At 70.6% G+C, this 17,985-nt stretch carries 18 protein-coding genes and 1 pseudogene; 8 read left to right on the forward strand and 11 right to left on the reverse strand.

The genetic code is table 11. The annotated features are described in order from the left end of the window. The first annotated feature begins 186 nt into the window (after positions 1-186). Together ACSDR0_RS21035 and ACSDR0_RS21040 are read left to right on the forward strand one after the other, a co-directional pair. The gene (locus ACSDR0_RS21035; protein WP_435290558.1) at positions 187-1,023 is read left to right on the forward strand and encodes a GNAT family N-acetyltransferase; all 837 of its coding nucleotides are present in this window, start codon (positions 187-189) and stop codon (positions 1,021-1,023) included. A gap of 157 nt (positions 1,024-1,180) precedes the next feature. Beyond that, on the forward strand, positions 1,181-1,783 hold the full coding sequence (locus tag ACSDR0_RS21040; RefSeq protein ID WP_435290559.1) for a class I SAM-dependent methyltransferase: 603 nt from the start codon (positions 1,181-1,183) through the stop codon (positions 1,781-1,783). 90 nt (positions 1,784-1,873) lie between these two features. On the opposite strand, the gene ACSDR0_RS21045 is transcribed toward ACSDR0_RS21040, so the two are convergent. Then, positions 1,874-3,145, reverse strand: coding sequence for an aminotransferase class V-fold PLP-dependent enzyme (locus tag ACSDR0_RS21045; RefSeq protein WP_435290560.1), 1,272 nt, complete (start codon positions 3,143-3,145; stop codon positions 1,874-1,876). On the opposite strand from ACSDR0_RS21045, the gene ACSDR0_RS21050 reads away from it, so the two are divergent. Beyond that, positions 3,144-4,532 (forward strand): PLP-dependent aminotransferase family protein, encoded by a 1,389-nt coding sequence (locus ACSDR0_RS21050; RefSeq protein ID WP_435290561.1) that lies wholly within the window; start codon positions 3,144-3,146, stop codon positions 4,530-4,532. The two genes, ACSDR0_RS21045 and ACSDR0_RS21050, sit on opposite strands and share 2 nt — an antisense overlap. A 71-nt stretch (positions 4,533-4,603) precedes the next feature. On the opposite strand, the gene ACSDR0_RS21055 is transcribed toward ACSDR0_RS21050, so the two are convergent. Then, positions 4,604-5,368: an SDR family oxidoreductase gene (locus tag ACSDR0_RS21055; RefSeq protein ID WP_435290562.1), complete on the reverse strand. Its 765-nt coding sequence runs from the start codon at positions 5,366-5,368 to the stop codon at positions 4,604-4,606. Positions 5,369-5,436: 68 nt separating this feature from the next. Here ACSDR0_RS21055 and ACSDR0_RS21060 point away from each other — a divergent pair, with 68 nt between their 5' ends. Next, positions 5,437-6,051 carry a TetR/AcrR family transcriptional regulator gene (locus ACSDR0_RS21060; protein WP_435290563.1) on the forward strand — a complete coding sequence of 205 codons (615 nt, stop codon included), beginning with the start codon at positions 5,437-5,439 and terminating at the stop codon, positions 6,049-6,051. A 301-nt stretch (positions 6,052-6,352) separates the two neighbouring features. Here the strand turns inward: ACSDR0_RS21060 and ACSDR0_RS21065 are convergent, their stop codons facing one another. Beyond that, on the reverse strand, positions 6,353-6,817 hold the full coding sequence (locus ACSDR0_RS21065) for a MarR family transcriptional regulator (RefSeq protein ID WP_435290564.1): 465 nt from the start codon (positions 6,815-6,817) through the stop codon (positions 6,353-6,355). A 391-nt stretch (positions 6,818-7,208) separates the two neighbouring features. On the opposite strand from ACSDR0_RS21065, the pseudogene ACSDR0_RS21070 reads away from it, so the two are divergent. Beyond that, a pseudogene (locus ACSDR0_RS21070) lies at positions 7,209-7,340 on the forward strand (transposase); the annotation flags it as partial. A gap of 196 nt (positions 7,341-7,536) precedes the next feature. On the opposite strand, the gene ACSDR0_RS21075 reads toward ACSDR0_RS21070, so the two are convergent. The 4 genes from ACSDR0_RS21075 to ACSDR0_RS21090 form a co-directional block, all read right to left on the reverse strand. After that, positions 7,537-8,130, reverse strand: coding sequence for a dihydrofolate reductase family protein (locus ACSDR0_RS21075; protein WP_435290565.1), 594 nt, complete (start codon positions 8,128-8,130; stop codon positions 7,537-7,539). Between the two features lie 24 nt (positions 8,131-8,154). Further along, on the reverse strand, positions 8,155-8,955 hold the full coding sequence (locus tag ACSDR0_RS21080) for an SDR family oxidoreductase (RefSeq protein ID WP_435290566.1): 801 nt from the start codon (positions 8,953-8,955) through the stop codon (positions 8,155-8,157). Positions 8,956-9,247: 292 nt separating this feature from the next. Next, positions 9,248-9,667, reverse strand: coding sequence for an organic hydroperoxide resistance protein (locus ACSDR0_RS21085; RefSeq protein ID WP_435290567.1), 420 nt, complete (start codon positions 9,665-9,667; stop codon positions 9,248-9,250). Positions 9,668-9,685: 18 nt separating this feature from the next. Then, on the reverse strand, positions 9,686-10,498 hold the full coding sequence (locus ACSDR0_RS21090) for an SDR family NAD(P)-dependent oxidoreductase (protein WP_435290568.1): 813 nt from the start codon (positions 10,496-10,498) through the stop codon (positions 9,686-9,688). 136 nt (positions 10,499-10,634) lie between these two features. Here ACSDR0_RS21090 and ACSDR0_RS21095 point away from each other — a divergent pair, with 136 nt between their 5' ends. From ACSDR0_RS21095 to ACSDR0_RS21105, 3 genes are all read left to right on the forward strand, one after another. Further along, on the forward strand, positions 10,635-10,913 hold the full coding sequence (locus tag ACSDR0_RS21095; protein WP_435290569.1) for a sigma-70 family RNA polymerase sigma factor: 279 nt from the start codon (positions 10,635-10,637) through the stop codon (positions 10,911-10,913). Positions 10,914-10,916: 3 nt separating this feature from the next. Continuing rightward, positions 10,917-11,621, forward strand: coding sequence for an RNA polymerase subunit sigma-70 (locus ACSDR0_RS21100; RefSeq protein WP_435290570.1), 705 nt, complete (start codon positions 10,917-10,919; stop codon positions 11,619-11,621). Positions 11,622-11,687: 66 nt separating this feature from the next. Next, positions 11,688-13,307 carry an IS1634 family transposase gene (locus ACSDR0_RS21105; RefSeq protein ID WP_435290571.1) on the forward strand — a complete coding sequence of 540 codons (1,620 nt, stop codon included), beginning with the start codon at positions 11,688-11,690 and terminating at the stop codon, positions 13,305-13,307. 26 nt (positions 13,308-13,333) lie between these two features. On the opposite strand, the gene ACSDR0_RS21110 is transcribed toward ACSDR0_RS21105, so the two are convergent. From ACSDR0_RS21110 to ACSDR0_RS21125, 4 genes are all read right to left on the reverse strand, one after another. Next, entirely contained in the window at positions 13,334-13,591 is a 258-nt protein-coding gene (locus tag ACSDR0_RS21110) for a hypothetical protein (protein ID WP_435290572.1), read from the reverse strand. 14 nt (positions 13,592-13,605) lie between these two features. Further along, on the reverse strand, positions 13,606-14,151 hold the full coding sequence (locus ACSDR0_RS21115) for a hypothetical protein (protein ID WP_435290573.1): 546 nt from the start codon (positions 14,149-14,151) through the stop codon (positions 13,606-13,608). A 263-nt stretch (positions 14,152-14,414) separates the two neighbouring features. Continuing rightward, a complete protein-coding gene (locus ACSDR0_RS21120; RefSeq protein ID WP_435290574.1) occupies positions 14,415-16,181 on the reverse strand; it encodes a glycoside hydrolase family 71/99-like protein in 1,767 nt (588 codons plus the stop codon). Between the two features lie 161 nt (positions 16,182-16,342). Then, complete coding sequence (locus ACSDR0_RS21125; RefSeq protein WP_435290575.1) at positions 16,343-17,866, reverse strand: ROK family protein; 1,524 nt, start codon at positions 17,864-17,866, stop codon at positions 16,343-16,345. Positions 17,867-17,985 lie beyond the last annotated feature (119 nt).

The raw sequence follows: 17,985 nt of genomic DNA on the forward strand, positions 1-17,985 counted from the left end.
TGGCCATCACGTCGAAGCCGCGGTTCAGAGACAAGATCATGCAGCCGATGGCGTGGACCTACGGCCACCAGGCCAGGCGGCCGGCCTGGATCGCGAGGGGAACAATGCTTGGGATCCGTAGATCGGCCGGGAAAGGGCGTACCTTCCCGATGGTCACTTGGGTTCTCGGAAAGGTGTGGAGGAGAAGTGGCGGAGAGCATGACGCGGGGCGCGGAAGAGGACGACATGCCCGCCGTGCGGGCGGTGGCCGCGCGGTTCGGGCTTCTGCGGGGCTGGCCTTCGACCCGCGACTTCCTCGATGCCGAACGTGCCTTCGGCACGCTCGTCCTCGCCCCCACGGCGGACGACCAGGCCCGGGGTTTCGGCGGTACGCTGCGCCGCGGCGCCATCACCCACCTGGGCGACCTGTTCGTGCTGCCCGAGCATCAATCGTCCGGGGTGGGCCGCACCCTCCTGGCCGAACTACTGGCAGGAGACGGGCCGAAGGTCACGTTCGCCTCCTCGGACCCCCGCGCAATGAGCCTGTACATCCGGTACGGACTACGCGCCTGGTGCCCGCTGCTCTACCTGACCGGTCCCGCCACAGGACTGCCCGGCCCACCGGTCCGGGAGGCGCGCCTGGAAGAGATCGCGGAGCTCGACGCGCACGCCGGGGGCGGGGCGCGGGCGGACACACTCGCCTGGTACGCCTCCACGCCGGGCGTCACGCGGCATGCGACCGGCCAGGGATACGCCTTCGCCCGGGTGAGCGGCGACGAGGTCGTGATCGGCCCGGCCGGCGGTGCGACACCACGAGACTGCACGGAGGCGGTGCTCGGCGCGCTCGCCGCGACCACCCGGGCGAGCGGTGCCGAGACGACGCCGAGAGTGGCCCGGATCGCGGTGCCGGGAGTGCACCCGCTCGTATCGCCGCTGATCGAGGCCGGGTGGAGGATCGGCGACCTGGACACGTTCATGGCCGACGACAGCGCTCTCTCCCTGATCCGCCTCGACCGCTACGTCCCCCACCCCGACCTCGGCTGAGGCCCGATCGCCGGCGGGCGGCACGGTTCGCCCAGCCGCGCGTCAGCGGGTGATGGAGGCCTCGGTACGGGGTGCGGTCGCGCACGACGGACGATCAGCGGCATCGGGACGATCACCAAGAAAGGAGCCGTAGCCGAACATTCGGCAGAATGATCACATGACAGCGAAGAACGGCAGGCGATGGAACCACAACATCCATTACCACCCCCGCATCCTCCGCGTGGTCCCCGATGATGCCCGGCGCGCCCTCGACGTCGGCTGCGGCGAGGGCATGCTCACCCGCGAACTCCGGCGAACCGTGCCGCACGTCACCGGCATCGACCTCGACGCGCCCAGCATCGACCAGGCCCGCGAGCACCCGGGCGACGTCGACTACATCCTCGGCGACTTCCTCACCCACTCCTTCGAGCCCGCCTCGTTCGACGTCATCGCGTCCGTGGCCACCCTTCACCACATGGACGCCGCCACCGGATTGGCCCGCATGCGCGACCTGCTGTGCCCCGGCGGCGTCCTGGCCGTCGTCGGCCTCGCCCGCGCCACCATGCCCAACGACCTGCCGCGCGACCTGGCCGGCGTCGCCGCCAGCGCCTTCCACCGCGCCGCGAAGGGCCACTGGGAGCATCCGTCGCCCATGGTGTGGCCGCCGCCGATGACCTACCCGCAGATGCGAGCGCTGGCCGCCGATGTCCTGCCCGGCTCCCGGTACCGCCGCCACCTGCTGTTGCGCTACAGCATCACCTGGCGCAAGCCGCGGGACTGACGCCGTGGACGTGGACGGTCGTCGCCACCGGGGCCGGGGGTGAGGAACGTCCGCGCGGGTTCAGCTCCAGCCGTGACCCGGGCAGGGCCGTCACCGCTCTCGCCGCCGGTCACCCGAAGAGCGGTGGACGCGCCCGCCGGCGTCGCCCAGCTCCGCGACCGCGGCGACGACCTGGTCCACCTCCTCCTCGGTGTTGTAGTAGTGCGGCGACAGCCGCAGGCACCAGTCGACGTCCTTGTCGCCGAAGTCGAACTGCGCGAACTCGCGGAAGCTGAGCGCCGAGTTGACGCGCCGCGCGTCCATCGCCGCCTTGAACGGCTGCGGCTGCCAACCCTCGACGGCGAAGGTGACGATGGCGCTCAGCTGCGGGCCGTGGTCGAGCGCTCGCACGCCGGGAATGGCGTCGAGCCCGCCGCGCAGCCGGGCGGCGAGCACCGGGGAACGGCTCGCGATGACGTCGATGCCGACCTGGCGGGCGTAGCGCGCGGCGGCGGCGCAGCCGAGCACGGTCGCGTAGGGGAACTCCCACTCCTCGAACCGGGCCGCGGACTCGGCGGGCTGGTAACGGCCCGGCTCGATCCAGCGGGCGCCGTGCATGTCGATGAACAGCGGCTCGTAGCCGGCGCGCAGGACCCGGTCGGACACGTACAGAAAGCCCGAGCCGCGGGGGCCGCGCAGGAACTTGCGGCAGGTGGCGGTGAGCATGTCGCAGCCGATCTCGGCCACGTCGACGGGGTACTGGCCGACCGACTGGCAGGCGTCGACCAGGTACAGCAGGTCCAGCTCGCGGCAGTGCCGGCCGATCTCGGCGACGGGCTGGACCAGGCCGGAGTTGGTGGGGATGTGGGTGGCGGTCACCAGCCGGGGGTGGTGCGCGCGCATCAGCGCGGCCATCGCCGCCACGTCCACCCCGCCCTCGGGGGTGTCGGGCGCGTGCACGATCTCCACGCCGAACCGCTTGCGCAGCGACAGGAAGGCGATCTGGTTGGAGATGAAGTCGTTGCGGGTGGTGAGGATGACGTCGCCGGCCTGGAACGGGATCGCCGACAGGGCGGTGGCGAAAGCGTGCGTGGCGCTGCCGGCGAAGGCGACGTTACCGGGCTCGCAGTTGATCAGGGCGGCGATCTCGGTGTAGAACCCGCGGACCTCGGCCGCCCGGGCCGCCGAGGCCTCGTAACCGCCGATCCGCGCCTCCAGGTTCAGGTGGTCGAGCATCGTGGCCAGCACGGGCGCGGCCAGCAGCCCGCAGCCGGCGTTGTTGAAGTGGACGACCTGCTCGCAGCCGGGGGTGTCGGCTCGCAGAGCGGCGATGTCCGGTAGTGATTCTCCACGGGGGACAGAAGTGCTACTGTCATCTCTCATGGAAGACGGTAGCACTTCTGCAACGCTGGTGACCAGCCTGCGCGCGCTGCTGACCGGGCTGTCGCCGGGCGACCGCCTGCCGAGCAGCCGGGAGCTGACCCAGCGCTACCGGGTCGGCCCGGGGACCGTCTCGCGCGCGATCGCCGTGCTGGCCGCCGAGGGCGCCGTGCTCACCCGTCCGGGCAGCGGTACCTTCGTGGCACCGCGCACCCGGACCGGCGCCGGGGCCGCCGACACGGTCTGGCAGACGGTCGCGCTCACCGACCGCGCCGTCGACACCGGCCCGCTCACCGACGCGCTCGGGCCGCCACCCGCCGGGACGATCATGTTGGACGGCGGTTACCTGCACCGGTCACTGCGACCGACCCGGCCGCTGAGCGCGGCGCTGGCACGCGCGGCGCGCCGCCCCGACGCCTGGGACCGCGCCCCGGCGAACGGCCTGGCGGCGCTTCGGGCCGTGTTCGCCGGCATGGCCGGCGGCGGCATGACGCCCGACGACGTGCTGGTCACCGCCGGCGGGCAGAGCGCCCTGTCCATGGCGTTCCGGGCCATCGCCGGGCCGGGCAGCCCGATCCTGGTGGAGTCGCCCACCTATCCGGGCGCGCTGGCCGCCGCCCGGGCCGCCGGGCTGCGCCCGGTACCCGTCCCCCTGGACGACGACGGGGTCAGACCCGACCTGCTGGCCGAAGCGTTCGCCATGACCGGCGCGCGGGTGTTCTACTGCCAGCCGACCTACCACAATCCGACCGGCGTCGTGCTGGCGCCCGAGCGCCGCCGGCATGTCGTCGACGTGGCCCGGGCCGCGGGCGCCTTCGTCGTCGAGGACGACTTCGCGCGGTACCTCGGCCACGGCGGGCGGGTGCCGCGGCCGCTGGCGGCCGACGACCGTGACGGCACGGTCGTCTACCTGACCTCGCTCACCAAACCCGCGGCACCCAGCCTGCGCATCGGGGCGCTGGCGGCCCGCGGGCCCGTGATGGAGCGGATGAGAGCGGTCCGGATGGTCGACGACTTCTTCGTCACCCGCCCGTTGCAGGAGACCGCCCTGGAGCTGGTCGGTTCCCCCGCGTGGGATCGGCACGTTCGCGCGCTGACCCTGGCGCTGCGGGAACGCTGCGCGGAGCTGGCGGCCGCCGTCACGCGCGAGCGTCCGGACTGGACCGTCACCCAGCCCCCCGCGGGCGGGCTGCACCTGTGGATCCGCCTGCCGCCCGGCACCGACGACACGGTGATCGCCGGCGCCGCCCGCCGGCACGAGGTCGCCGTCAGCGCCGGCCGCCGATACTTCGCCGCCGAGCCCCCCGCGGCTTTCCTGCGCCTCGGGTTCGCGGCCGCCAACGACCTCACGGAGCTCACGGAGGCCGCGCGCCGGCTACGGCACGTCTGACGTCGAGGACGGCGCGGCCGCGCCGGGAACGTACGGCGCGTACGTCCGCGGCCGTCGTCGACGACCGGCGGTCAGGCGCGCGGTCCGAGGAACAGGCCACCACTCGCGTCGACGACCTGACCGGTGATCCAGCGCGCCGCGTCGGAGGCGAGGAACGCGACCACGTCGGCGACGTCGTCGGGCCCGCCCAGGCGACCGAGCGCCGTCGTTCCGGCGATGAGTTCGGCCAGGCCCGGCGCCTCGAAGAACGATCCGTTGGTCGCCGTCCGGGTGGCGCCGGGAGCGACCGCGTTCACCGTGATCCCCCGGACTCCGAGCTCGTTGGCCAGGGTCATGCTCATCGTCTCGACCGCGCCCTTCGTCATGGCGAAGGACGTCTGGGTGGGGTTGGCCATCCGGGTCGCCACGGACGAGATCGTGACGATGCGGCCGCCGTCGCGGAACAGTGGCAGTGCTCGCTGGATGATGAAGTAGGGCGCTCGCACGTTCACCGCGAAGAGGTGGTCGAACTCCGTCCGCGTCGTGACTCCGAGCGGGCCGGCGGGAGCGGCCGCCGCGTTGTTGACGAGGATGTCGAGTGGCCGCCCGGCCAGGCCGGCCTCGACTCCCGCGAAGAGTGTCTCGACGTCGCCGTCCACGCCCAGCTCCGCCCCGACGGCGAACGCGGTTCCACCCCTGCGTTCGATCTCGCCGACCGTCGCCGTCGCACCGTCCTCGTCCGTGCCGAAGTGCACGACGACCGCCGCCCCCTTCGCCGCCAGCCCGGCCGCGATCGCCCGCCCGATGCCGCGCGACGCTCCCGTCACGAGAGCCGTCCTGCCGGTCAGATCACTCATGCCAGCCGCCTCACTCTGTGAGTCACTACCGATCTGGTAGTGACTATCATGGTGGTAGTGTCTATCACATGCCCGACCAGCACTCAACGTTGCGAGCGCAACGGCGATCCGAGACGCAGCGCGTGATCCAGGCACACGCGGTACGGCTGTTCACCGAGCGCGGCTACGACGCCACGACCGTGACCGACGTCGCCGAAGCCGCGGGCGTGTCGCCCATGACCGTGTACCGGCACTTCCCCACGAAGGAGGACCTCGTGCTCGTCGACCAGCACGGCCGGCTCGTCGCCGAGCGGATCGCCGCGTCGTCCGCCGCGCAGCCCCTGGTCCGCCGCATCGGCGGCGCGCTCGTCGGCTCGGCCGCGACGTTGACCGGCGGCCACGGAGACGACCCGACGGCGAACAAGCGGTTCCTGCTCGCCCGCCTCCGGCTCATGATCTCGACGCCGGCCCTGCGGGCCAAGCACCTGGACAACCACTACGCCCTGCAGAAGGCGATCGTCGACGCCCTTGAGGGCGATGCCACCGATCCCGACACGGTGTTCCACGCCCAGGTGGCGGCCAGTGCCTGCCTGGCCGCCATGCACACGGCACTGGTGCGCTGGGCCGAGGACGACGGACGGACCGAGCTGTCCGGCCTGATCGCGAAGGCGCTCGCCGCCGCCTTCGGCGATGACATCGTCTGACTCCCGGCGGCGTCGGCACCTCGGAGCCCGTCGGGCGCGCGGGGCGCCGATGACGGCTTCCCTTCCCGGGGTGCCGGCAAGGATGGTGCGACCAGGTGCGCGTGATCGCGAATACCCAGGTCGGAGCATTGGGCCCGGCGGACGGGGGCGGCGGGTTCCGCGGGCGTGCTCTGGCGGCGAGCCGGGCGAACGCCCCCGCACGGAATCCATGTGACAGGTGATTTAAATTACCTGTCACCTTTTATCGTGATGCGCCTTGTCGACGATCGGATGCCCGGCGACGGCGCGGAGCGGTCCGGCCTTAATGATCGTCTTGGCCTGCGCCCGGATCCTCGCGGATGTGCAGCACCTGCCTCCTCTGCAGTTCGATCTGCTCGTCGACGAACCCGGTCAAGAGCTCCAGTTGCTGCGGCGAGTATCTCGACAGCCGCCGCTCGGACTCGGTGACGGTCTGGCTCCACATCCGTTCGGCGAACCGGAGCGCCTTGCCGGTGGCGGTGATGAGGACGCGCCTGCGGTCGGCGGGATCCCTCGCCCGTTCCACGTAGCCCGCCTGCGCGAGCCGGCCGATGGCGAAGGTGAGCGCGGTGGGGGCGACGCCCGCGGCCGCCGCCAGGTCGCCCGCCGCCATCGGGCCCCGGGTGATGAGGCACGACAGGCAGCGGGCGTCGGTGCGGTTGAGACCGAGAACGGAGCTGATGGCCTGGTCGACCTGGTCGGAGATGTTCTGCAGGTCGGTGAGGGCCAGCATCAGCCGGTTGACCATCTGCTGTTTGGTATCGCCTGACAACGCCAACCCCTGTGTCGATGAGTGAGTCGGCGCCAGCGTAACCAGTCGGCTAGCCCCGTTTTCCGCACGTGAGTGATCTTCAGCGGAGGTCTCGTGGATCGATATCGAGAGGATCCAGGAGATGGAGTTGGAGGTGGGTGGGTTGCGGGATGGCCGGAGGTGACTGGCCCGTGCCCGGGATCAGCCGGATGCCGGCCCGAGCTTGCCGGTGCAGACGGCGGGGCGGCCGGCGTACAAGCCGTTGACCTTGGTCGGTTGTCCATCAGGTGCGGGTCGGTGACGGCCAGTGGGCCTTTGAAAACCGGTGCCTGCGTCGGCGATCAGACAGGGGCCACTCGCCGGGCTCGGCCGATTACCGAGTCTGGCAGTGCACTGCCTGGTGGCCACCGCCGTCAATGCCGACGGCCGGCGCGAGATCCTCGGCCTGGACGTCACCTCGGCCGAGGACGGCGCCGGCTGGCTGGCTTTCGTGCGCGGCCTGTCCGGGGTGCAACTGGTCATCTGGTTTATGCACTTGCTCCCGGCGCCCTAGGCCAGGAGTTTGACCGAGGAGGAACTTCGATTGTCCGCGCTCCGTTACAGTCGTGCGCTTCGTGGCCGGCTCCTGCGACGCACTGCTGCACCCGGCCAGTACCAGGAATCCCGTCAGGATGATCGGCAGTGTTCGCCCTATAGGTCCTCACATTTGCGCATGTCTAGGATGCTTCGCGGTCTGCCGCGTGGACGATCTCGTAGGTGAGATAGGCGAGGCCGTCACCGACGGTCCGCGTGCCAAGCAGACGCAGGGGCGTGTGGTCACTGGTCTTGCCGAAGAGACGCTCACCGGTCCCGAGCACGACCGGGAAGACGATCAGCCGCAGCTCATCGGCCAGGTCGCTGTCGATCAGTGTGCGCGCGAGCCGGTAGCTGGCATAGACGAGGATCTCCCCGTCGAGCTCCTGCTTCAGCTTCGCGATCTCGGCCACCACGTCCCCCTTCAGTAGCGTCGCGTTACTCCAGCGTGGGTGTTCGAGGGTCGAGGACGCGACGTACTTGGGCATGCTGTTGAGCTTGTCCGCCCACTCGCCGCTTCGAGTCAGCCATCGCGCGGCGAACCACTCGTCGCTCCGTCGGCCCAGGAGCAGGGCCTCCGCGCCCAGAGCCTCGTCGGTCTCGAGCTTGGCCCACGCCTCGCGATCTTTGCCGCCGAATTGATTGAACCAGCCGCCCACCCTGGAGCCCTCCTGCCCGTCCGGGTCCTGGACGACTCCGTCGAGCGTGACGTTAGTGCTGATGACGATCTTTCCCATGGCGGTTCTCCTTCGTCGGACTAGCTAGGTGGCCGGGTTGGCGTCGTCGGAGTCGAGCCATGCCTCGAATGTCGGACCGGCGAGCATGGCGTGCGGTTGGGGCAGCAGGCTGCCGTCTTCCCAGATCTTGTCGTCGGGGTCGTTGGGATCGCTGACATCCTGGACCCGCAGGGGGAGGCCACTGCGGGCCACGAACAGCATGGCCAGGTCGATCAGGTTCTCCTCCCGGGGACCTGCGATCTCGGGTAACGGTCGCTCGGAGCGTTTCGGTGATGCTGCCCATGCCGGGTCGGTGGCCAGGTCGACGAGCGCTCGGGCGACGGCGCGGGAGGCCACCGGCTGGATGCGCATCCTGCGCAGGTGGGCCACCTCGCCCTGGGTGCCCCAGTCGATGAGCTGGGGAACCATCTCATGGAACAGCGCTGCCCGCAGCACCCGCACGGGGATGGGCCCGGAGAGCACGGCCTTCTCGTGGGTGTGTTTCGCCGCGCCGTGCCCGGTGGTGAAGCGGTCGATGCCGAGGACGGATACCCCGACTATGCGGTGCACGCCCGCTTTCTGGCCGATCTCGTGCAGGTTGCGGGCCGAGGCGGTGAAGAATTCGGCGGCCGCTTCCGGCGTCGGCCGTTGATGTCCCTGGGCACTCCCGCTGGAGGCGTCGATGACGCACTCCACTCCGGCCAACGCCGTCGTCAACCCCTCGCCGGTCACCACATCCACCCCGGTGGACCGGACCATCGGCACGACGTTGTGGTCGCTCGCCTCGAGCAGTTCGACGACACGGCTTCCCACCCTTCCCGTGGCTCCCGTCACAGCGATCTTCATGGGTCTCCCTCCTGGCTCTCCGTTCGGTCCTGCATCTCCCAGGCGTGCTCGAGGACATGCCAGGTGATGCGGCAGGGGGCGTTGCGTCTGGTCCAGGCCCCTGGGCGCCACGGGTGTGCCGTCCGGGGGAGCCCTCCCGCACCGGTCACCTGTGAGGATGAGCGGCAGCATGCCAGCGCGAGCCAACGCGGTCGTAGGCCCGCGCCCGACGCCCTCGACGACATCGAGGGCGAAGGACTGCTTCTGGGAGACATCGAGGCGAACGGCGATCCGAGACAACGGCATGCAGCGGTCAGTTCCTGACGACGACATCGACGTCGATGTTGCCGCGCACCGCATTCAGGGACGGGCAGACCTGATGTGCCTGGCCCACCAGTACCTGCGCCTCCTGTCGCGACAGGTGGGGCAGCGACACCTCGAGGCTGACCACGAGCTGAAAGGCGCCATCCTTCTTCCGGCCGAGGCCGACCTTCGCGCTCACGGCGGAATCGTCGACATCGGCCTTGGCCTGCTTGCCGACCAGGCGAAGCGCCGAATGGAAGCATGCGGCGTATCCGGCCGCGAACATTTGCTCGGGATTGGCGCCCTGGCCCATGCCGCCCAGTTCCTTGGGCACGGACAACCGTAGGTCGATCTTGCCGTCGGTCGTCCGGACGTGTCCGTCTCGGCCGTCGCCCGTCGCGAGCGCCTCAACGGTGTACAGAACGTGCATGTCAACCTCCTTCCGCTTCTAGTCGTCGACTCTGCCCATGGTCAAGTTGACGGTGGTTCCGGTCATCCCGCTCGCTCTATCTGAAGCCAGGAAGACCGCCATGCTCGTCGTCTCCTCGAGCGTCATGAGGCGCTGAGGATGGGTCGTGCTCGCGAGCACCTCCTGCCACTGCTCCCACGTCACGCCCAGTTCGTGGGCGCGCTGGTGGAAGGCGTCCTTGATCAGGGGCGTCTCCGGTATGGCGTAAGGTCGCAGACCGACCACACGAATGCCGTGGGGTGCGAGTTCGGCGGACAGGTCCCGGGTGAGCGCCTCCTTGGCGGCCTGCGCCGGACCGTACCCTCCCACCAGAGGGAAGCCGACGCGGGAGTGGACAGCCGTGGCGGTCATGATCACTCCCGATCGGTTCACGATCATGTGCCGCGCGGCCAGGCGCGCGGTCAGAAAGTACGAGGTGAGCAGGGTGGCGACCGGCAGGGAGAACTGTCCAGCCGCCAAGTCGGTCAGCGGGACTCCCAGAATGGGCGCATTGTGCTCATCGCCGTAGGCGTACGGGGTGCCGACCGCGTTGAACGAGATGTCGACGTGGCCCGCGCTGGCGATCACCGACTGCAGATGCCTGTCCACGGCCTGCTCGTCGATGGCGTCCACTTCTGCTGCTTCCGCGGATCCGCCGGCGGAGACAATGTCTTTCGCCACCACCTCGACCGGAGCCAGGCGGCGCCCGGTGAGGAAGACGGCGGCCCCCTCGGAGGCGAAAGCGCGAGCGATGGCGCCACCGATCCCGCCTCCGGCTCCGTAGATCACCGCAACCTTGTCCTTCAGGATCATCTGGGTTCCTTTCTGGGCCCGAGCTGTCGACCATGTAGACGCCGCGATATCAAGAAAGGGGGCGCCGCCCCTTTCGCCCCTCGGCTGGCGTCTGTACAGGATGGAAAGGTCGCCGAGGCGCGGGAGAGTGGAGCCAGTGACAGCCGACCTGATCACCAGGGCTCGGGCCGGGGACGGCGAGGCGTTCCGGGAACTGACCGAGCCCTACCGCCATGAGCTGCAGGTGCACTGCTACCGGATGCTCGGGTCGTTCCAGGACGCCGAGGACGCCCTCCAGGATGCGCTGCTGGCCGCCTGGCAGGGCCTGCGTGGGTTCGAGGGACGCGCTTCGATACGCACCTGGCTCTACCGGATCGCCACGAACCGGTGCCTCGACGCGCGCCGGTCGGCCGGCCGGCGCCCGGCCAAGGAGTGAGACATGCCCGAGGTCGACCCGCCCGCACCGACCCGGCCCGGCGAAGTCGTGTGGCTCGAGCCGTACCCCGAAGCCCTCCTGGAGGGTGTGCCGGGCCCGGAGGCTCGCTATGAACATGCCGAAGCCATCTCCCTGGCTTTCGTGACCGCACTGCAGGTCCTGCCGCCTCGCCAGCTCGCCGTCCTCGTCCTGCGTGACGTCATGGGCTTTCACGCGGCCGAGGTGGCCGAGATGCTCGACTCGAGCGTTGACTCGGTCAAGAGCGCTCTGAAACGGGCACGCGCTCGTCTCCAGCGCGGATGGCCTCAGGCCGCCGAACCGCCTCCCGCCTCCGGCTCACCCTCCGAGCAGGCGCTCGTGGCGAGCTTCGTCCGCGCCTACGAGGCCGGTGACGTCGACGCTTTGATCGCCATGTTCACCGACGACATCACCGTCTCCATGCCGCCGATTCCCCTCGAATACCAGGGCCGGGACGCCGCGGCGCGCCTGTTTGCCGGCATCTTCGGCTCCGGCAGGCGGGTCGACCTGGTGCCAACGCGAGCCAACGGCCAGCCGGCCTTCGGCGCCTATCTCCACGGCTCCACCGGCATCCGCCATGGAAGCGGTTTGTTCGTCCTCACCCTCGCCGGCGACCGGATCTGCGCCTTCACCCGCTTCGACAACGATGTGCTCCCGTCGTTCGGGTTGCCGCGATCACTTCCCGGCTAGCCGTGTTTTCCGAACGTCGAGGTAACTGAAGATCGTTGGGTTTGCTGTTCTGATCGTTTGCGCGGTATGACCTGGCGGGTGAGACAGCGTGCGCAGTGGGGCCGGGCCAGTGTCGAGAAGATGCTCGGAGCGTTACCGGTGGTGGCCGGGTTCTGCTCGCGGCTTCGGATCCGGGAGTTGGTGGATGCGGCCTGCCCGGTGCGTGATGTGGCTGAGTTGACGCACGGGCAGGTGATCGACGTGCTGGTGGCCAACCGGCTGACCTCGCCGGCTCCGTTGGTGCACGTGCGGGAGTGGGCGCACGCCTGGGCGGTGGGTGAGGCGTTCGGGGTGGAGCCCGGCCTGCTCAACGATGACCGGATCGGCCGCGCCTTGGACGCGATCGCCCCGCACCTGGATCACCTGGCCGGCTCGGTCGGGCTGGCCGTGATCGAGGCGTTCGGCGTGGAGGTGACGCGCCTGCATTGGGACCTGACCTCGATCTCATTGCAGGGCGACTACAAGCAGGCTGAACCCGGCTTCGCCGCGCCGAAGTTCGGCCATCCCAAAGACCGCCGGCCGGATCTTAAGCAGATCCAGGCCGGGCTCGCCGTCAGCTCCGACGGGGCGATCCCGCTCTTCCACCGCTCCTATGACGGCGGGGCCGGCGAGGTCATACCGGCGATGCAGGCGCTGCAACGGCTGGCCGGCCCGCAACCGATGTTGATGATCGGCGATTCGAAGCTGATCTCGTATGCGAACCTGGCCGCGATGACCGCCGAGGGCGTGGCCTTTATCGCGTCGGCCTCCAAGATTTACATGCCGGCCGAGGTGTTGGCCCGGCAGCGACTCGACCAGGCCCAGGCAGTGGACTACGTCGCCGCCCGCGACGCCGGCAAGGACGCCGGGCGGCGCGGCACCTGGCACGTGGCCGAGGACGGCATGACGCTGGCCGGGTCACGCAAGAAAGACCCCATCCTGGCGTTACGGCGCATCTTCGTGCACTCCTCGGCCCGCGCCGAGGCCGCCGCCACCGCCCGGGCCAAGAAACTCGATCGGGCCCGCGACGACCTGGCCCGGCTGGAACGCGGCCTGGGCGGACGCCACTACCCCGACGAGCAGACGGTCGCCGACCGGATCACCGCGATCGGCCGCGCCCGCCGGGTGAGCCGCTACCTGATCGCCGCGATCGGCAGCGACCCTGCCACCGGCAAACCCACCCTGGCCTGGCACTTCGACCAGCACGCCCTGGACGCCGAGGCCGCCACCGACGGCTGGTACGCCCTGCTGACCAACCTCGACCCTGACGCGGCCGACGTCGAACAGATCCTGCGCCACTACAAAGGCCAAGAAGCCGTCGAACGCCGCCACCAGGCCTTCAAAGGCCCCCTCGCCGTCACCAGCCTGTATCTGAAGAACAACCGCCGCATCAACGCGCTGATCACCGTCATCTGCCTGGCCCTGCTCATCTTCTGCCTGATCGAACGCCAGGTCCGCCAGACCCTGGCCGCCCACGGCGCCACCAAGGTCAACGGCTTGTACGCCGGCCGACCCGCCATCCCCACCGGCAAGCTGATCCTCGACGCGCTGGCCGGCATCCGGCTGATCCCGGGCACGGGCCAGTCACCCCCGACCATCCCGCAACCCACCGACCTCCAACTCCATCTTTTGGATCTTCTTGATATAGATCCACGAGACCTCCGCTGAAGATCACTCACGTGCGGAAAACGGGGCTAGCCGAAGTCGGCGGCGTGCTCGCGGGCCCAGTCGGCGAACGTGCGCGGCGGCCGGCCGGTGACCCGCCGAACGGTGTCGGTCAGCGCGGGCGGCCGCCCGACCGCTGCCGCGAGCTGGCCGAGGACGGCGTCGACGATCGCGGGCGGCGCGTAACGGGTCATCTGCTCGCAGGCGTCGTGGGCGGGAATCTCCTCCATGCGCAGGGTACGCCCGATCGCCGCCCCGATCTCGTCGACCTGGTCGGCGTGCGTCATGGCCTCAGGGCCGGTCAGGGCATACTTCGCCCCGTGATGCCCGTCCTCGGTGAGAGCACGCACCGCGACGGCGACGATGTCCCGCTCGTGGATCGGGCGGTGCACGCCAGCGGGTAGGGGGCACGGACGATGTCGCCGGCCTTGATCTGCGGGGCCCACTGCAGGCTGTTGCCGGCGAACTCGTTGGGGCGCAGGAACGTCCATCGCATGCCGGTCCGGGCCACGGCCTGCTCGAACGCGGCGTGGACCTCCGCCACCGCGTCCGGTTGCCGCTCGACGTCGTCGGGAACGTCGCCCATGCGCAGCAGTTCGGACCTGCGCTCGGTGACGATGTTGAAGAAGCGCGGGGTCACCGCTTTGGTGGCCACGAACACCTCGAACAGGTCCGCGGGCAGGCAGGCCGCCAGGGCGCGGCTGCCGTCGGGGTCGATACCGACCCGATAGCCGAACAGACCATCGGCGCGGGTGCGATCCCGCTCGTACACGGCCACGCTGACACCGGCCTGCCGCGGGCCCTGCGCCAGGCACAGGCCTCCGGTCCCCGCGCCGATGATGATCACGTGTGGTGACGTCTCCGTCACGGCATCCAATTACTCCAAAAATTGGACTGTTCGATTTCAGAGCACCGCCTGATGATGTTCGGGCGCCACCGACCTCACCGTCGCCATCGTGTGATCCCCGACACGGGCCCCCGCCGTCGCGGGCCCGGCGTGACGGCGTGCGCGGGCGCGGATTCCCGGCGGGGGTGCGGTGCCGACCGGTGACACGACTCGGCCGGGGTACGGCGCCGCGAGGGACGCCGTACCCCGGCCGGGGTCGGGGATCAGGAGTTGGTGATGGTGATGTCGTCGATGTAGGCGGTGAAGGCGCCGGCCGTGCCTGCGCGGTCGTAGCCGACGAGGATCTTGTCGATGGTCTTGCCGTTCAGCGCGGAGCCGAAGTCGCTCTGGATCCGCGTCCACGAGCCGATCGTGCCCTTGGCCGCGCCCGGGTGCATGTCGACGCCGGTGGTCGTGACGGCGGCGCTGTCGCGGAGCGTGGTGCCGTCCGTCATCACGAAGTCCACCGCGACGTTGCGACCGCCCGCGTCCTTCGGCAGGAAGGAGTACTGCAGCTTGGTCGCGGCGGTCGCCGGGATGTTCACGTCGAACACCTGGAAGTAGGCGTGCGAGGCCGCGGCGGAGGCGGCGCTGCCCCGGATGCGCAGGGCGGACGCGCCGATCTGGTTGTCCTCACCGGTCGCGACCGCGAGCGACTGGCCGGTGACGTTGGTGGTGCCGCCGCCGCCCGGCGTGTTCGTCCACGTCGGCTGGGCGTCGGTCCCCTGCTCCACGCTGGTGCGGAAGAAGACCGGACCGACACTGAGCGGGATGGGCACCGTGGTCACCAGCGGGTCGAGACCGGTGATCATTCGGGTGGCCCTGCCCGCCAGGCGCAGGTAGAAGTCGGACGACACGTACTTGCCGTCGGCGCTGGTGGTCAGGAAGTACTGGTTGGTCGGCACCTGCGAGGAGTCCTCGGCGGCCGGCGCGAGGGCCGTGCCCTCGTCGTACTCGTCGAACATCGCGATGAACGCCTGCGGCACCCCCGCCCGGCGCACGCTGGCGGCCTGCTCCCACATGAAGTCGCCGGACCGGCGCGGGATCATGTTGCGCGCGCCGCCGTTCCAGTTGGACCAGGCGAAGCCCGGGTAGATGACCGGCTGGTAGGCCTGGCCTGTCGCGTTCAGCGCGTCGCGGTCGCCCGTGAGCAGGCCGTTCGTGTCGCCGACGTACCCCACCATCCACGGCGAGATCATGTCGAACGCCCGGTACACCGGGGCGAACCCGGGCTTGCCGGCGCCCGTGCGCCACTCGCGCGGCACGCCGCCGATGACGTACAGGCCGCGGTCCTTGAACCAGCGCACGATGCGCTCGGCCTGGGCGGCCGTGCCGGGCCGGTCCTCGAAGCCGAAGCCCCAGATCTCGACCACGGGCTTGCCGTTCTCCCTGGCGTACGCCGGGGAGTCGGTGAGGTGGAGCTGACCTGTGATCACGTCGGTCCAGTCCCGGGTGAGGACCTGCTCCACGTTGGCGTCGGTCAGGCCGCTGACGTCGTACTCGACGTAGAACCCGCGGCCGTGCCTCTCCGCGGCGTCCCTGGCCCTGGAGGTGATCGTGTTGCGGACCTGGGCGTTGGCCGAGCCGGGCTCGGCGACGTCGCTGCCGAAGCGCTGGATCGCGGCGCCGTCGATGCCGTGCTGGCCCATCCACTGGAAGTGCTGGTCGACGACGGCCGTCGGGTAGGAGGAGAAGAGCGTCGCGGGCTGGCCGTTGCCGAGCGCCGCGTACCCGGTCTGGTATCTGGCCGAGGCGGGGTACTTGCTCATCTCCGGGTAGAGCTCGAAGGTCTGGTTGCCCGGTGACGGCTGTGTCCCGCGGGACCAGTGCCGCCAGTTGTTGAGCGGCGAGCCGTCGCCTGGGGCGTTGAACCAGCCCTGGTAGCCCGCGTAGACCTTGTTCTTCACGGTGGGGGCGGCGGCCTGCGCGCCGAGGGCCGGGGTCGTGGCCGACCAGCCCAGGGCGGTGGTCGCGAGGAGAGATGCGACCAACGTCGCTCTCAGTACGAGTTTGTGGCGGTTCTTCACGATTGGCCTTTGATGGGGGGTGAGGGAGGTTACGAGTATGTAAATCCATTGGATTGACTATGTCAATCCACGCGGATCATCCCGTCACCGTCTCTGTAAAGTGCCCGCGCCGCCCGCGGGTGCGGTCACACGGCGTCCGAGTGCGCCGTTCGCGTCCGTGAGCCCAGGCTGGGCGTGAACACCTCGTGGAACACGCTGGACGCGGCCCCCACCGCCGCCGCGGCACGGTTGAGGTGCGACTGGGCGACCTCCACCTCGCGCAGGTGCCTCGCCATCGGGAACCTGTTGACGGCGGCGGCGATCTGCCCGTGGTAGATGTCGGCCACGGCGGGCAGGACGGCGGGCCCGCCGATGATGAGCAGCTCGACGTCCAGCAGGTCGATGAGCCCGGCGGCGCCCAGGCCGATCACCCGGGCCACCTCCTCGATCACCGCGACCGCCCGCCGGTCGCCGCGCGCCGCGGCCGCGCAGACCCACTCGTAGGCGGCGTCGTCCGGCGGGACCACCATGCCCGCGGCGCGGGCACGGTCCACCACCGCGGACGTCGGGGCGCACTCGGGAACGAGGTCGGGGCCGCCCTCCGGGGTGAGCCGGCCGGTCGCGATCGCGCACAGCTGGCCGACCTCGCCCGCGTTGCCCGTGCGTCCCCGGTAGACGTCGCCGTTGAGGAAGGCTCCGCTGCCGACACCGGCCCCCAGGTAGAGGTAGACGAAGTCACCGGCGCGGTCGGCCGCGCCCAGCCAGCGCTCTCCGATCGCCGCCGCCGTGGAGTCCTTCTCGACGATGACGTCGACGTCCAGCCGGGTGGCCAGCTCGGCCTTGAGCGCCACGTGCTTCCAGTCCCGAAACAGCGGCGGGTCGAGCAGCAGCCCGGCGCGGGTGTCGAGCGGGCCCGGCACGGCGACCCCCACCCCCAGCAGGGTCTCGGAGGCGGGGCGGGCGGCCTCGGCCGACTCCAGTGCCAGGCGGGTCATCTGCGCCAGGCACCACTGCGGGTCGGGCTGTTCGGGCAGGAGCAGGTGCCGCTGGTCGAGCAGGTCGCCGCACAGGTCGACGGCCACCACGGTGATCATCTTTGGGTCGAGGTGGACACCGATGGCCGAACCGGCGTCAGGACGCAGCCGCAGCGGCACCCGCGGCTTGCCCGCGCCCACCGGCTGGCGGGCGTCCTCGGTCAGCAGGCCCGAGGTCAGCAGGTTACGGGTGATCCGCGACACCGCCTGCGGCGTGAGGCCGGTGCGCTCGGCGATCTCCACCCTGCTCGTGGAGACGGCCTGCCGGATGCTCTCGATCACCAGCTTCTCGTTGTAGGAGCCGAGGGCGAGCTGGTTGAAGGCACGAAGCCCCGGGCGCGCCTCGGCCTGCGGCCGGAGCCGGCCTCCCCCACTCTCACGCCGGGCCGGCACCGGCTCGGCCTGGGGCGGGCGCCCGGCGCGCGAGCGGCGCTCGGGACCGCCTCCGGGGTTCTGCCGCACACCCGGGCCGCTCACGCCGGAAGCGGGCGTCCCGCTCGGCGCGCCACGGGTGAGGCGCCACCCCGCGGCACGGGCGCGGGGCGGACGTGACGGCGCGCTCCACGGCGAGGTGGACGGGCCCTCCGAATCGGCCGCCGTCCGCGCCGGCTCGCGCTCCCCGTCCACTTCACGCATGCACTCATCCAACACCCTCCCCGCGTCGACGAAAAGCGCCGGCTCCTTCGCGGGCCACCCCGCCTGGAGCGGGACGGCCCCGGCGGACGGGAGGGGGCCGACGGCCCGGAGCCCTCAGG

It is taken from the genome of Streptosporangium sp. G11, assembly GCF_051192615.1.
GTDB lineage: Bacteria > Actinomycetota > Actinomycetes > Streptosporangiales > Streptosporangiaceae > Streptosporangium.